Source organism: Lentzea cavernae (assembly GCF_014653695.1).
GTDB lineage: Bacteria > Actinomycetota > Actinomycetes > Mycobacteriales > Pseudonocardiaceae > Lentzea > Lentzea cavernae.
Map to the genome: position 1 here is coordinate 76,112 of NZ_BNAR01000028.1, position 14,461 is coordinate 90,572.

The following is a 14,461-nucleotide window of genomic DNA, read 5'->3' on the forward strand; positions in this document are numbered from 1 at the left end:
CTGGCCCGCATGCGTGGCCGGGTCGTCAGAGGTTGGCCGGCCCGGACTGACGTCCGTCGATCAACCAGGTCGTGAACTGAAACCACGCGCCCCCGCGGAACTCCAACTGGCCGCTGCCAGGCGCCTTGGAGTCACGAACGCCGGTGTGACCAGCTCCGAACCTGATCTCGACGCACGCGCTCTCACTCGGCTGGCTGTAGGAGGACTTGAACCAGGTCGAGAACCTGATATCGGACGTTGCTGTTGGCTCGTTCATCTCGTAAGCCGGACCTTCCGCCGTTGCCGTCACCAATCGTCACGACGGCCGCGGTCCGCCAACGAACGCGAGAAAGGCCGCTGCCTGATCCGACCCAAGCGCGACCTCCTCCTGTGCCATCCACAGGTCTTGGTACTTCTTCACGATCTTCGGCGCATGCAGGACCGCCTGCTCGTCGTAGCGCTCAACGTAGACGAGGTTCAACTCAGGATCAGCTTCATATGAGACCAGGTGGTAGTCGCTCTCCTGCGCCAGGTAGAACCCGTGGCTGAACGGCACCTACTTGATGTGCACGTTGGGAAGCATCGCGACCTCGGCCAGCCGAGTGAGCTGCCCTGCCCATGTGCCCGAGGTGTCCGAGATGAGGCTTACACGTGCGAGTGCGGCCTGATCGATGATGAACTCGAACCGCCGCGATGTGTCCAGGAGCGCCTCCTGGCGTCGGACGCGAAGATCGATCAGTCGATCGATCTCCTCAGCAGCGACTCCTGCGACCTCCATGAGGTAGTGCATCAACTCGACAGTCTGGAGCATGCCGGGCAGCAACATGCTCGCCTTGCAACGGATCACTGAGGCCGTGCGCTCCATGTCGACCAGCTTGCGCATCGGCTCGCTCTTGAACTTCCAGCGAAGGTCGGTCTTCGCCACCTGTACAGCGCCGAGCTCGGCATGCCGGGCGATCTGCTCCCAGATCTCGGCATCACCGCCGAGCGCCGCCTTGAGCTTCTCGAGGATCTCGGCCGTGAACAGCTTCTGACCGCGCTCCAGATCAACCTGCGTCGGCTGACTCCAGCCGCACGCTCCAGCGACCTCGCGCTGGGTGGTCTCACCACGCAGCGTCTCGAGCAGCCGACCGCACTGGATGTTGTGGATGAAGGCCGGCATCTCCACGGGCGTCATGCACACATCTCCTGAACTGAACACCGAATCCAAGCAAGACGCTACGGAGAGTAGCAGTCCTTCGTTCACCAGAACGGGGCATTATCATACTCTGATATCAGACTGTACTGTCCATCTCGACAACACAACAGCTGGGCCTATGCAGTGGGGCACGCCAGACGATCACTGATATCAAGCTGAGAAGAGCGGGCTTCACTGCTTCACAAGCGTTCGCCGGCGAGCGGTGAGCCAGGAACAGGGTGTGTCGTTGCCGGCTCCTGTTCCTCGGCGGTACGGCGTTGCCGCTATCCGACACCGGCGAGCGGGCGCGCCACGGCACGGTCAATCCCCATGGCCGGCCGTGGCGCTGCTTCTTCGGTCAAGCCCGGCTCTTTCGATGAGAAGAGGCGTGCACATGGCACACCCGGCAAGAACGGTTCGGGTCGTGGTGGAACTGGCCCTCGCGGAGGCATCAGTACTCGCGCGGGCGGCGGTGGTCGTCACGTCCGCCTTGGACTGCAGGGAAGTCAACGCCGCGGATGCGGGACTCCGCGCGTTTCGCAGCGCAGTCGGGGTGGCTCTTTCTCGACCTCGGCCCAGGTCGTGACCGATCGCAGCGACGTGATCGAGAAGCACTCACGTCGCGCGAGTTAGCAAGGAGGGGAATCAGCGATGGGCAACCACGTCTTGTTCAACGAACTGCGTGAGCGCTTCGAGGCCCACCTGGCTCTGCTGGAGCAGGTCGCCGTCGACGGCGACGCCGAGTCCGCTCTGCCGATCATGCGCCGAGAGGTCCCCGGCCTGGTGGCCGCGCTGCGCGAACTTGCCGACGAGCACCTTCCGGACGACGACGGCCACTGCCGGAAGTGCCGCAGCGGGCCGTTCTGGCGCAGAGTGCCTGCTCCGTGCCGAATGGTGCTCAAGGTCCATCTCGCTGTCGGAGCAGCCACTGCAACAACTCGCGACCGCACGCTTTGGACTCCTCGGAGACACAGGTTGCAGGAGTCGACTGCAGCCTGACCACGACTTCAAGTCTCTTCGTTCTTCCAACGAGCAAGGAAAGAACCATGCCCAAGAGGTACTCCACTGTGCGCGGCCGCGAGTTCGGTGAGGGCGTACGGGAAGCCATCGCGCGGACGGGGATGAACGGTCAGCAGTTCGCCGGGGTGATGGGGTGGCAGGAAGCGAAGGTCTCCGACATGAAGACCGGCAAGGGCGGCGTCACCCTGACCGAGGTCGCGATGGCACTGAGCGCCTGCCGAGTACCCGCGACTGAACGCGACCGCCTTCTCGAGTTGTTTCCTGCCATCGATCTCGAGGGCTGGTGGCAGCAGCACGGCTACTGCGCGCCGATCCGATCACGTACGGCCCACGACCACGTTGCAGCGGCGAAGACTCTGATCAGCTGGCACTCGCACGCAATACCGCTGCTTCTCCAGACGCCGGAGTACGCACGCGCGATGTTGCGAGCATCGGCCACCATCCCCGAAGAGGAGCTGGATGAACGGCTGCAAGCGTTGCAGGAGATGCAGCTGTCGCTCAGCAATGATCTCCGATGCACCTTCTACATCCACGAGCTCGCCCTGGACCTCCAGCTCGGCGAGCCCGAAGAGCATCTCTCGCAACTGCATCGCCTCAAACACATGGCGACCTGGTCCAAGATCACGGTCCGGGTCGTGCCGAAGGCAGCTCGTGCGCACCCTGGCATGGCCGGGCCGTTCACGCTGCTCAACTTCCACGAGCCCGCATACCTGCCCATGGTGTGGACGGAGACCGAGAACTCCAGCCTCTTCGTCGAGGCAACGCAAGCGGTCACAGGTTATGAGTCTGTCGTCCGACAACTGCACGCGGTCAGCTTGGAGGAGAGCGAGTCCGTGGACCTGATCGTGCGCCTCCTGCAGGACGGCGATGGTGGGCTACCGGCATCAGGCAGTTAGGGCGACCGGTTCTCTCGACCTCAAGGGTTCTTCCTGGCCAACAGACGACCGCTCCAGACTGTGAGGTGCACAGAATGAAGATCAAGACTGAGACCCATACGTTGCAAGGCGCCGCCATCAACTCCGTGGCAGCACAGCTGAACAACGCAATGCACAAGGGACGCCATCAGAAGCGTATGACCCGCCGAGCAGTACAGGCTGAGGTCGACAAGCTCATCGGATTCGGACCGAGCCAGATTCCTCGGCCGGGAATGATCGTGAGCTTGATGGTGCTTGTGGTGGGCGGCATCTGGGGCTTCCTCTGGACGACCGCTTCGCTGGACTGGGTGGCGTGCGCGCTCATCGCAGTTCTGGAAATCATCGGAATCTTCCTGCTCGATCACGTGAGACTTCTGCAATGGCGAGAAAACTCGCTGTACGCCGGGTTGTACGTCGCAGCAACGAATGAGAGCACCCCCGTAGCCGGCGAGGGCGCCCGGGGCGCCTCCACCTCGTGAGCTGGACGGGTGGTCATGTCGAAGGACTTCCGTGCCACGGCACTCGAACGGGCTGTGGGGAGGAGGCTTGAAGCCTGGCGAGGAGAGCGCGGACTAAGCCTCGTCGAAGCCGGGTCTCGCGCCGGCTTCAGCAGCGCCAAACTGTCGCAGATGGAGAATGCGATGCAGCCCTCCGCGCCGCTCGACATCGTGGCGCTGGGCTATGTGTACAAGGTGCCGATCCTTGAGTGGCAGCTCGTCCTGCGCCAAGCCGAACGCGCGGCAATGCTGAGGCAGAACGGCACAGTTGAGGGCAAGATCTTCGATCCAGCGGAGGACCTTCCTCTCCTCGTCGCCGAAGCGACGTCGCTGCGAGCTTTCACCACCGACACGATCCCGACCATCTTTCAGCTCCGCGACTACACGGCCGCAACCGCGCATCAGGACAACCTCGTGCGCACCGCGCCAGTTGCGCGATTGCGACACGCCTGGGCGTCACGGGTGACTGGCAAAGATCCACTCAAGGTCGAGGCAGTGTTCCCCGAGACCGTGCTGCGGCAGGTAGTGGGTGGACCGCGGGTGATGAGGGCCCAGCTACTCCACCTGATGGAGGTGAGCGAGCAGCCGGATGTGAGTGTTCGAGTCGTTCCACACTGCGCAGGGGCCTATCCCGCGATGGGTTGTCCTTTCGCATGGCTGAGCTTCCCCCATCGACAGCACGACGACATCGTGTATACGGAGACGTTCCTGCGCTCCGAATACGTCGAAAACCGTGAGCAGGTGGAGGAGGTCGCAGCCAGGTTCTCCGCGTTGTGGAAGCTGGCCCTCGAGGAGGGACAGTCAACTGAGCTCATCGCCGAAGCAGCTGCAAGCCTGTAGCCGATCTGTCCGCCACTGGCGATGCCGCACGCGTCCAATCGAACATGTGTGCGAGATCAGTGATAGATTCTCGCGCCATGGATCGGCACCTTCTCGAACCGTCCCAAATGGACGGCAGCCTGACGTACAGGTACGACACAACCGGGCGGCCCGTGGCTCTGTTGCCCGCACGGTGCAAGCTCGGCCGGCACTTCCTCGGTCATCTCCAGCTGCGAGCGGTCGTGCACGACGGCGAGGCCCACATCAGCTGCTTGGCCTGCTCGAACGACGGCGTCGACGACACCTGGCGGCTGACCGCCACCGCACCCGCTCCGGAACGTGCCGAACTCTCCGACGAGCTCTACCACCAGCTCGCACTCCGCCGAGCGCAGGCGGCTTCGTCTTGGGACAAGACTTCATGATGCTCAACACCCCGTTCACTGTTTGGGAGGGCGACGAGGTCCACGGTCGGCGACCTGTGCTGACCGGTGTCGGGGTCAGCCTGGACAGGTTGTTCGCCCGAGAGCCTGGCGCGGCGAGGCGCGTCATCGCGACAGGCCTGGACTTGACCGGCGAAGTGAGAGGTCGGCTGCACGGCCGCATTCCCAGCGTCGAAGGTGACTGGCTCGGCGTCGTCAACTACGAGATCGGTTACGCCGACGGCCGGCGCGACAAGCTGTCCCTCGTCGACCAGCTGTTGCCATTTCACGTCCTTCGCGAGCGCGAGTAGGCACTACAGAACTTCGGTCGTCGACCATGAGGAATCACAGCGTTGGACGGATTGCGTTCCGAACGCAGTCCACGCCAGGCTGGGTGTGCAAGCGGCCCGTCCTGACTCCACTTCGCCCACCAGGCGCGCCCGTGCCGGACGCGCCTGTACTCACGACGTTGAGCGCTGGCGCAAACGAGTTCGACCTGATCATCGGCGGACGGGCTGGACTATCGGCAAATCTGGTTCGACAGGCCGTTTGCGTGGCGGCCACAGAGCGATCATTACGCCGAGGTCAGCGCCGGTCGGATCCCGTGGGGACGCTCGCCGTGACCTAGGGACATGACGCGAGGCGCAGCCTCGCCCTGTGCCCGACGCCAGCCCATCCGCACAAGGCGGTGCTGCCCGCCTTTTCTGCTGGACCTTGTGAACCTTGAGTCGCCGACACTGCCCGCGCCACTCGTGACACACCTGACGTCGCTCGTGATCGACAACGACGACGGCAGGTCCCGGCCACCCCGCTCGCCGACGACACCGCCGTGTCGGAAGTGTGGGTCACTTCGTACACTTCGTACACTTCGTACACCACACCGCAGCTGTCCCAGGTGGTCGGTCCGCTGCCGCCGCTCGATTTCCTCCGCACCAACATGTCCGGGGCCCGGACGGTGCTGCATCAGGTCGAGGCACTCACGTCGCTGCGGCACCTGGAGTTGGAGGACTGAGGAACATCGATGTCGCCGGCCACGTCGTGACGTCAGGGTTGATCAACCGGTGACTGAGGTGCTCGTGCTCGGCCGACGCGTGGCCATTTCATACGCAGACGACGGTCACATGTGGGTCCGGTCCGGCGCAAGCGGGCATCTCAAAGGTCTGTGGCTTGCTTGATCCCGATGCGATGTCAGCCGGTGCCACAATCCCCGATTGAGCAGCAGGACGTTGCAGGCAATATATCGGTCGACGCAGTGCTGACTTCCTCGTGACTGTCAACGATCGGCGCGGCTGACATTACCAATGATGGGCGTCGATCCGCCATTTCATGTCGGTGGTGCGTCATGCTTATTTCGGTCAATACTTTCAGACTCCGAAGCAGAGAACGAGGGTTTCTTCGCGCTGCCGTTCGATTCCTTATCTTGCACAGGTTCAATACCTAACCATGAACGCCAGTTTCTGACTTCGGAGCCAATATTCCGAAAGAGCTTCTCCCGCTTGATGCGAGATGATATCGCGGCGGCCAACTTTTCGAAGTAGAGAAAGCCTGAGCCTGGCACATAATTCTCTTCGTCCGACTTTTTGATGTGGCGGAGATATTCTTGCACGATGGGGTTCTTCCAGACCCGCAGGACTGCGTAAGCCAATGTCGTAGGGAAGATGTCTTCGAGCTTTAGTACTCCTCGATTCCAGTTGTGCCCCATTGCGTTCATTTGGTCCAGCAGACGAATGAGAACAACTTCCCTATCTGACCCTGCGATCGGCACGTCTCGAATATCGTTGCGATCAATTTCCATAAATAAGTCCACCACGGCAGCATCCGAATATAAGTCATTAGTATACCCACGTACGAGTTCAGCTCTTCGCATTAGCATCTCGCGATGCTTGGATCCAAGATACGTGATGACCGCAACCAGTACTGCGAGTGCTTTGATTGCCAAGTCTAAGTTTGAGTTCACGTATTACTCCTCACGTCGCAGCAATGAGATTCACGAAAGAATCGGACGTCGAATAGGCTCAAATAGCGACCAGATAGAGGGTTCAACCACGACAAGTTGGACCTGGAGCGCCTGGTTGTCGAGGACTAAATCACGCGTCAGAACAATTCAGCCCAAAGTAAATCCATTCATATTGCCGAAGTCGCTCAGTGAGAATTTTTGATCTGCTGCAGCGATGCGCGCGGAGGTCCTTTTGACCGGGCCAGAAACCGGTGCGCAGGCGGCATCGCGACCCGACGGTCACTTCCACGGCCCAGTGAGCTGTGATGAAAGTTCGGTGACGGGCTGGGTGGTGATGCAGGCGGGCAGTCGGCACCTCGCCGATGCCACCCGAGACGGCCCACCATCCTGCACGCATACCCGCACATCCGTCGAAAGGGCCAAATTGTTTCATCGACTGGTCAAGTCGTGCTCAGACCGTATCTCTCCGTATGCCTGACATCGGCGCCTGTCGGGCGGAGCCGGATGTTCTTCATGGTCAGCTCGCCGTTCGCCGAATGCGCCCTGCTGTTGATCGCGGTCCTGCTGGCGGCCACCGCCACCGGGCTCGCCGTGCAGGGGATGGCTGGCGTGACGAGACGAATCTGGCTCGGGCCGTGGCCAGGACCACTGGGTAGGTGGCGGGCCGGGAAGCGGCAGCGACGCTGGCAGAACCGGGTCAAGCTGCGGCAAAAGCACGAGCAGGTCGTTCCCAGGACCGACGAGGTCCGCCGAGATCAACGCGGCTGCCGACCGGACCAATCGCATAGCGATGGCGAAGCCAGGACGTCCAACCTGGATGGGAGATCGCGTTCACGCTGTCGAGCAGATCGCCTTGGACCGCTACGGTCTCGATCTCCCCTTCGCCGGGCCGCGGTTGTGATTGCTGCTGCCCGAGACGACGAGGCAGGAGATCTCCGCGGCGCACGCCGCCTTTGCCGCTGCGGTCGCCACCGGCACCTGGATCTGGCCGTACTTGGCGCTGGGCGTCGTGTGGTGGCCGGCGTTCCCGGCTGCCATCGGGGCTGGTGTCGTCGGATGGGCGAGGGCACGCAGCGCCATTGGAGACCTGACGACGCTGTCTGAAGCGGCGCTCGACCTGCACGGGCGACTGCTGGCGGTGGCCCTTGGCTTCGCCGACGAGGCCTCCGCCGGGCCGCTCACCACCGCCGAGGGTGAACGGATCACGGCCATCCTGCGGAAGGGGCGCTGAACGCGGGCTCCGAGGACGACCTGAATCGGCTGCGGGATCGTATGGATGAGTTCCACGCGTCGCAACGTCCAGAGGTCATCCTCGCCGTCGAAGCGGGAGCGGAGGCGACCTCGCGCCTGGCCTCCGCACGGCCAGCAGATCCAAGCTTCTCAAGTCGCTCTTTCGTCCCGAGCACCTCGATCTATGTCTGAGTGACGACGTTCGTGACCGTGGCCTTCAGTAGGCTGTCGAGATTGTCCTCGTCGTCTAGGCATTCATCCTTGTGCGGATGGTGCTTGCCACCTGCGACGCGAGCCGACGAACCGCGACGAGTCCCTACGACACCTGGACGATCTCATCCAGTCGGGTCGGTCGACCTCCGGTGCAGGAAGGCGCCGAGCGTGGACTGTGAAACTCACCGCAACGCGGACGATACCCGTGAACACGACCAGCACTCCCGGTGTTGCGCCGGCCAAACCGGTGCACAGTGCGCTGATCTGCCACCACGAGAACGTTCGTCCCGGTGGCCCTTGGCGCCGATCCGGGGAGATCGTGTAAGCGCCTTCCTCGGATGAGCGGAACGGGTACTCGTCACAGCTGTAGCCAGCTGGACGCGGATAGCCGCCGGCGCTGGCATCCGGTCAGGCGGTGTTGCCGTTGCGGTTGGTCAGAGTCCCCGTTGCAAGGCCCTGTGGATAAGGGGAGTCAGCACGCGAGGCCGTAGGTGGTCTGATGTTCCCCCACCAGCTGCGCAGTGGGCAGGGCTCCGCCTATCCGGCGGAGCCCTGCCCACGGTTCATCAGCCTCTGCTCCGCTCAGCCGGGTCGTTCGCCAGGAGGAACGCCCGCAACCCTGCGAGGTCGTCGGTGTTGACGTGATCGACGCCAGCGGTGAGCAGCTCACGCCACGCGGCGTCCTTCGCGCGTTCCTTCAAGTCATGGTCAACGAGAATTGACCAGATTGCGACACATAGCTATTGCCGTGGACCGTTTCCGATCAGGTCGGCCAGCCGTCACCACCACTTGCCGCTCGTGCGCGCATCGGTCTTAACGTCGGCGATGTTGGTCTTCTCGTTATGGCGCACATTCAAAAGCTCCGCGCCGCATAGGTTTGCGCCGTTGAGATCCGCGTTCCAGAGGTCCGCGCCTGCGAGAAGCGCGGTGCTGAGGTCCGCGCCTGCGAGGTTCACACCGCCGAGGAGAGCGTTTCTGAGGTTCACACTGCTTAGGGTCGCGCGGCGGAGATCTGCGTAGTGGAACCGTGCGCCGCGGAGGTCCGCAGCAGTGAGGTCCCCGTCTGTGAGGTCCGCACTGGTGAGGTCCGCGCCAGAGAGGTTCACGCAATTAAGGTTCACGCAATTGAGATTCGCGCCGCTGAAATTCGCTTCGGCAAGGTCCGCACCGCTGAAATTCGTTCCGGCAAGGTCCGCGCCGCTGAAATTCGTTCCAGCGAGGTCCGCGCCAGAGAAGTTCGCGACAGAGAGGTTCGCGCCGGTCAGGCAGGTCTCGGTCAGATCGACTCGGCTGTGCTGGTCGTGGGTGGTGTTGCGGCGGCCCAGGACGGTGAGTGCAGCGTGAACGTCTGGGGAGACGGGCTGGCTAGGGCAGGTCATGGCGGATTTCGTGGTGCCAGTCGCGGCAGGGGTGGGTCGTGGTGTTGTCGTGCGGACGAAGGCGGAGAGAATCTCGATGATGGTCGGTTGGTCGCGCGGAGAGTCGCGGGCCAGGCGCTCAAGCGCGTAGATGGCGCCAAGGCGGGCCTGGAGGTGATCGGCGCCGGTGCGATCGAGTTGATCGACGGTCTTGGTGAACCGGTCGGTGAGTTGCCCCTGTTCAGTCACAGCGGTCTGAGCACGGGTGGCGTCGAGGGATCGGCCTGTGAAGTAAACGCCGGTGGCGGAGGCCAGCGCGGCGATGACGGCGGCGATCGCGGTCCAGTTCCATGACCTGCCTCCGCGTATTCGGGGTCTTCGGCGAGCGGACGGACGAAGCAGACCGACAGGCCGAGCGCGACGGGAACTGGATGCGCTACGAGGGATCACAGGATGAGGGTGACACCCTGCCGATCCGCATGATGTTTCGCCCCCAACGATCCCACCGGTGACCACGGCGAAGTGCCGGAGTCTGTGCACGCCGAGACGCGACACATCGTGTCAGGTAGTCCCTGTACACCGGCACGTCCGTAACAATCACTTCACTGTGCGCGACATTCGTCGTGTGGCAAGAAACCCGGCGATCTCGTTCCGCGGCGCGCTCAAGATCTTCGGAGCAGACACACCGGGCTGGGTGAAGCTTCTGGACAACCTGCTTGGTGGCGTCATCCTCGCGGCCGGCGGCCTGCCGGCGACGAGTCCCCTGAGCGCGGTCTGGGGATGGATCGACCAGAAGAACGAGGCAATGCGCCTCCTTCGCGAAGGCGTTGACACAGTCACATCGCGCCTCGCAGACAAGCGTGGCCTTCAACGATACGAACTGGTCATCGCAGCGCATACGATCATCGTGGTCACCGCGTTCTTCGATGCGGTCCGCGAAGTCCTGGACGTCCACCTCAAAGGCAAACTGAGCCCAGGCGAGCCAAGCCGTGCCCTCGTGCATCATCTCTACACGGTGCCTGTTCCCACTCCGTCGGCGTCAAACAACTTCCTCACAGTCACCAAGTTCGTAGAGGCCTGGGCAAGTTCCGCAGTGACTGAGGGTATGCAGTCGGTCTTCGGCGACGCCACCAACGACGATCTGCGAACGATTCCGTTTCTCACCTCACAGAACTACGAAAACCTGTACCAGCAGTTGAAGGCGAAGGTGCCAGAGTTCGCGGTATGGGCCGACCAGATCGAACACAGCTACACCCACACCGCGTTGGGACGCCTGGAAACGCTGCTTCAACCCGGGCCACCGCCCAACGGTGCGGCGAAGACCATCGCCGCTATCAACGTCAGCGAGTTGGGTCGACCGGTGGTGAATCGGGAGGGCTACGGCGAAGTTGCCACCTTCCCCACGGTCGACGAGATCTTCATCAGCCCCAGGTACGAGTCGCTCAACACCGACGGCTTCGACCTGGAACTGAAGCTCGCAAGGCACTTCACCTCGTTCGAAGCCACTGAACGACCTCTTGTGGTGCTCGGCCACCCCGGTGCTGGAAAGTCTCTGCTCACCAAGGTGCTTGCAGCACGCCTGTCAGAGCGGGGTTTCACGGTAGTGCGGGTGCCGTTGCGCGCTGTGGAGGCCAACGCTCCGATAAGCGAGCAGATCCGTGAGGCGCTCGCCCAGAGCACCAATGGACGGGTCTCCTGGGCCGAACTGTCCGACCAGTCCGAAGACACCATCCGCGTCGTTCTGCTCGATGGCTTGGACGAGTTGCTCCAGGCCAGCTCGAACAGCCGTCTGAGCTACCTGCACGACGTCATCGAGTTCCAGCGTGTAGAGGCGGTGCTCGACCGGCCTCTTGCGGTCGTTGTCACTTCCCGCACGGTCGTCGCTGACCGCGTACTGATCCCGGATGGCTGCCCGGTCATCAGAATCAGCGACTTCAACGACGCTCAGATCGGGGAATGGCTCACCCGCTGGAATCGCGTGAACGCCAGCAACTCCACTCGCCAGATACCGCTCAACGTTGCGCTGGCACAGCGTGACATCGCGGGACAGCCGCTGCTGCTGCTTATGCTCGCGTTGTACTTCTCCGATCCCCAGGTGGAACTGCGCACCGACCTGTCCAAGGCCGAGCTCTACAAGAGGCTGCTGGAGGCGTACGCGCTCCGAGAAGTGTCACGGTATGACAGCACGAACTCCACTGAGACCGTGCCGGATCTGTTGCGCAGGTTGGCGATCGCTGCCCTCGGCATGTTCAACCGCGGAACCCAGAACATCAGCGAAGCTGAACTCACAGCAGATCTCATCCATCTCGAAGAGCCGGTCACCTCCGGCGAGCACGTACTAGGCCAGTTCTTCTTCGTACACACCGCCGCAGCCATCAGTTCGGCGACGCGACAACGCAACTACGAGTTCCTGCACGCGACCTTCGCTGAGTACCTGGTCGCCTCGCAACTTCATGACACTCTTGAGGAGGTCGCAGCCGTCGCAGCCCTGCGCGGTAAGACGAAGCCTGATGATGACCTGCTCTTCGCTCTGCTCTCACACCGCCCGTTGGCCCGCCGCTCGCCGATCACGAGCTTCTTGGCGCACAGGTTCAGGGTTCACCAGGACCTGTCAATGTTTGAGCACGCGCTCAACACTCTGATCCGCGACTTCCCCACACGTGCCGAACCAAGGCGGTACATCGCTTACCAAACGCTGCAACGCAATCACATTCGCACTTTGGCCGCCTACTCGACGAACCTGCTCATCTTGCGGCTACTGGTCGCTGATATGCGCTCGATCGACCTCGAAGAAATCTGGGGAGATGACTACCTGGAGGAGTGGCACTCCTGCGTCGCCCTGTGGGAAGCCGGTTTTGATCCAGAGCAGTTCGAAGAAGTGATCATCTCCATCAGCATCAACTCTGGTTCTCTTCGCTGGAACACTGATCCTCCGGTAAAGGACATCGAGCGTTCGGTCCACAAGCACATGTTGGCTGACCGAACCTTCACCGCAGAGTTTGTGGCTCTCGGTCATGCAGCGGCGGGCCTGAGCACAGCGGACCAGGCGATCACCGCCGACTATCTCGTACCTCGCCTGTTCGCAGTTCTTCGAGCCGTTCCGATCAACAGCTGGCCGACGATCACTGCTCAACTGCTCGATGAGGCTGCCGTGTTCGACTCGCGGGCTGCTGATGAGGTTTGGAACCTCCTGCGCAACAAGCAGGGAGTGTGGCCGCACGGCCTTGCAGGCTTCCTGGCGTCATGGGCTTTTTATCGCGACGAGTTCCTACCAACCATCGCCGTCGCTGCTGCTGCTTACAGGCACTCCGAGGTTTTCGATCTCATCGAACCTCATGCCGACGAGCTACCAGAGCAGGGAATGCCGCTTCTTCACCTTGCCCGCCACCGCCACGGCCGACTCGACGACATCGAACCGATGGACGGGGTGACGGTTCACCTCCTGATCACGGCGATGATCGAGTGGTCATGGTCAGAAGCAGGGCTTCCACGAAGGCCCTGAAGCATCTCGGTCTACGGCCACTTCCGATCTCACGGACGATGCCAAGTTGGTCGCTCACGAGCTCTGGAGCCAAGGAACACTAGTGCTTAAGCCACAAGGCGATACACGGCCCAGGCAACCGTCACGACCTCAACCGGTTCCTCCTTCTGTCAGCGGTATCCACGACCGACGTCGGCTGCCAAGGTCGGGATCTGTCCGCCCAAAAGGAGGTCCGATGCCGGCCACGCACGTCGAGGTGGAGCAGCAAGATGGTGTTCGCGTGCTGCGGCTGGCCAACGGCAAGGCCAACACCCTCACCCCTGACGTGTGCCGCGAGCTCAGCGCGGCACTGGCAACTGCTCTAAGCGATGGCGAAGCGGTGGTGTTGATCGGCGCCGGGACGATGTTCAGCGCGGGGATCGACCTGCATGCTCTGTTAGCTGACACCGGGCGCATCGGCGAGTTTCGCGAGGCGCTCGTGGAGAGTTTTTCGGCGCTCTTCCACTATCCCCACCCAATAGTCGCCGCAGTGAACGGCAACGCTGTCGGAGGCGGCGCGATCTACGCGGCAGCTTGCGACTACACGATCATGAGTCGAGGTCGCGGTCGCATTGGCACACCGGAACTTCGCGCGGGCATCCCGTTTCCTGACCTCGGCATCGAGATACTCCGGCATCGCGTGAGCCCTGGTGTGCTGACCGAGCTCGCTCTGCGAGGCAGTCTGTACGACGCGACCCAGGCCCGATCCATCGGTCTGGTCAACGAAGTGGTGGACCCGGACGAACTACTGCACATCGCACTCACAACTGCGAGCGCGATGCGGCAGGCACCGGCTTCCTTGTACTCGTGGACCAAGCGACAGCTACGTGGTGATGTCGACCGGCCGCATGTGGCTGACGTCTGGGATGACGGCGCGGTCCTGGCGAGCATCACCTCCTATGCGGAGAGCCTCACCGAACGCAGGTAGGGGTTAGTAACCATGCGTTCCTCCTGGGCCTCAGCGGCTTGACTTGAACTCCGCTTCAACGCAGAGACTGGCCGAGATCCGCATGCCCGCAAGGTGCCGAACGCGAGGAGACGCATGCTTGAGCACGGCAGGCTTTTCACCAGTGAGTCGGTGACCGAGGGACACCCGGACAAGATCTGTGACGCGATCAGCGACTCGATCCTGGACGCGTTGCTGTCCAAGGACCCGCGCTCCCGAGTCGCCGTCGAAACGCTCGTCACGACCGGGCAAGTCCATGTAGCCGGGGAAGTCACGACCGAGGCGTACGCCGACATCCCGCTGATCGTGCGGAACACGATTCTGGAGATCGGTTACGACTCGTCCGCGAAGGGCTTCGACGGCCACTCGTGCGGCGTGAACGTGGCGATCGGCGCGCAGTCCCCGGACATCG

At 62.5% G+C, this 14,461-nt stretch carries 14 protein-coding genes and 1 pseudogene; 9 read left to right on the plus strand and 6 right to left on the minus strand.

All coding sequences use genetic code 11. The features are described 5' to 3' along the window. Window positions 1-25: 25 nt before the first annotated feature. The 3 genes and pseudogenes from IE307_RS44855 to IE307_RS44870 form a co-directional block, all read right to left on the minus strand. Window positions 26-256: a DUF397 domain-containing protein gene (locus IE307_RS44855; protein WP_191305594.1), complete on the minus strand. Its 231-nt coding sequence runs from the start codon at window positions 254-256 to the stop codon at window positions 26-28. Between the two features lie 39 nt (window positions 257-295). After that, a pseudogene (locus IE307_RS47205) lies at window positions 296-1,156 on the minus strand (helix-turn-helix domain-containing protein). Window positions 1,157-1,801: 645 nt separating this feature from the next. Continuing rightward, complete coding sequence (locus IE307_RS44870; protein WP_191305597.1) at window positions 1,802-1,993, minus strand: hypothetical protein; 192 nt, start codon at window positions 1,991-1,993, stop codon at window positions 1,802-1,804. A 209-nt stretch (window positions 1,994-2,202) separates the two neighbouring features. Here IE307_RS44870 and IE307_RS44875 point away from each other — a divergent pair, with 209 nt between their 5' ends. The 5 genes from IE307_RS44875 (at window position 2,203) to IE307_RS44895 (ending at window position 5,136) form a co-directional block, all read left to right on the plus strand. After that, on the plus strand, window positions 2,203-3,072 hold the full coding sequence (locus IE307_RS44875) for a helix-turn-helix domain-containing protein (RefSeq protein WP_191305598.1): 870 nt from the start codon (window positions 2,203-2,205) through the stop codon (window positions 3,070-3,072). A 74-nt stretch (window positions 3,073-3,146) separates the two neighbouring features. Next, the gene (locus IE307_RS44880) at window positions 3,147-3,569 is read left to right on the plus strand and encodes a hypothetical protein (RefSeq protein ID WP_191305599.1); all 423 of its coding nucleotides are present in this window, start codon (window positions 3,147-3,149) and stop codon (window positions 3,567-3,569) included. A gap of 15 nt (window positions 3,570-3,584) precedes the next feature. Continuing rightward, window positions 3,585-4,427 (plus strand): helix-turn-helix domain-containing protein, encoded by an 843-nt coding sequence (locus tag IE307_RS44885; protein ID WP_191305600.1) that lies wholly within the window; start codon window positions 3,585-3,587, stop codon window positions 4,425-4,427. Window positions 4,428-4,504: 77 nt separating this feature from the next. Then, the gene (locus IE307_RS44890) at window positions 4,505-4,828 is read left to right on the plus strand and encodes a hypothetical protein (RefSeq protein ID WP_191305601.1); all 324 of its coding nucleotides are present in this window, start codon (window positions 4,505-4,507) and stop codon (window positions 4,826-4,828) included. Further along, window positions 4,828-5,136: a hypothetical protein gene (locus IE307_RS44895; protein ID WP_191305625.1), complete on the plus strand. Its 309-nt coding sequence runs from the start codon at window positions 4,828-4,830 to the stop codon at window positions 5,134-5,136. Before IE307_RS44890 ends, IE307_RS44895 begins: the two co-directional genes overlap by 1 nt. A 1,013-nt stretch (window positions 5,137-6,149) precedes the next feature. On the opposite strand, the gene IE307_RS44900 is transcribed toward IE307_RS44895, so the two are convergent. After that, window positions 6,150-6,782, minus strand: a complete 633-nt coding sequence (locus IE307_RS44900) for a hypothetical protein (protein WP_191305602.1) — start codon at window positions 6,780-6,782, stop codon at window positions 6,150-6,152. A 901-nt stretch (window positions 6,783-7,683) separates the two neighbouring features. Here IE307_RS44900 and IE307_RS44905 point away from each other — a divergent pair. After that, entirely contained in the window at window positions 7,684-8,013 is a 330-nt protein-coding gene (locus tag IE307_RS44905; protein WP_191305603.1) for a hypothetical protein, read from the plus strand. A gap of 778 nt (window positions 8,014-8,791) precedes the next feature. Here the strand turns inward: IE307_RS44905 and IE307_RS44910 are convergent. Continuing rightward, entirely contained in the window at window positions 8,792-8,953 is a 162-nt protein-coding gene (locus IE307_RS44910; protein ID WP_229905659.1) for a hypothetical protein, read from the minus strand. A gap of 51 nt (window positions 8,954-9,004) precedes the next feature. After that, window positions 9,005-9,832 carry a pentapeptide repeat-containing protein gene (locus IE307_RS44915; protein ID WP_191305604.1) on the minus strand — a complete coding sequence of 276 codons (828 nt, stop codon included), beginning with the start codon at window positions 9,830-9,832 and terminating at the stop codon, window positions 9,005-9,007. A gap of 358 nt (window positions 9,833-10,190) precedes the next feature. Between IE307_RS44915 and IE307_RS44920 the strand changes: the two genes are divergently transcribed. From IE307_RS44920 to IE307_RS44930, 3 genes are all read left to right on the plus strand, one after another. Next, entirely contained in the window at window positions 10,191-13,085 is a 2,895-nt protein-coding gene (locus IE307_RS44920) for an NACHT domain-containing protein (RefSeq protein WP_191305605.1), read from the plus strand. 214 nt (window positions 13,086-13,299) lie between these two features. Next, on the plus strand, window positions 13,300-14,031 hold the full coding sequence (locus tag IE307_RS44925; protein WP_191305606.1) for an enoyl-CoA hydratase/isomerase family protein: 732 nt from the start codon (window positions 13,300-13,302) through the stop codon (window positions 14,029-14,031). A 114-nt stretch (window positions 14,032-14,145) separates the two neighbouring features. Then, the coding region (locus tag IE307_RS44930; RefSeq protein ID WP_268250492.1) for an S-adenosylmethionine synthetase N-terminal domain-containing protein at window positions 14,146-14,461 on the plus strand (316 nt) is incomplete at its 3' end.

Bases quoted from the DNA above. Each gene is read 5' to 3' on its own strand.
- IE307_RS44855 (WP_191305594.1), bottom strand. From the start codon at position 256: ATGAACGAGCCAACAGCAACGTCCGATATCAGGTTCTCGACCTGGTTC.
- IE307_RS44875 (WP_191305598.1), top strand. From the start codon at position 2,203: ATGCCCAAGAGGTACTCCACTGTGCGCGGCCGCGAGTTCGGTGAGGGC.
- IE307_RS44880 (WP_191305599.1), top strand. From the start codon at position 3,147: ATGAAGATCAAGACTGAGACCCATACGTTGCAAGGCGCCGCCATCAAC.
- IE307_RS44885 (WP_191305600.1), top strand. From the start codon at position 3,585: ATGTCGAAGGACTTCCGTGCCACGGCACTCGAACGGGCTGTGGGGAGG.
- IE307_RS44890 (WP_191305601.1), top strand. From the start codon at position 4,505: ATGGATCGGCACCTTCTCGAACCGTCCCAAATGGACGGCAGCCTGACG.
- IE307_RS44895 (WP_191305625.1), top strand. From the start codon at position 4,828: ATGCTCAACACCCCGTTCACTGTTTGGGAGGGCGACGAGGTCCACGGT.
- IE307_RS44925 (WP_191305606.1), top strand. From the start codon at position 13,300: ATGCCGGCCACGCACGTCGAGGTGGAGCAGCAAGATGGTGTTCGCGTG.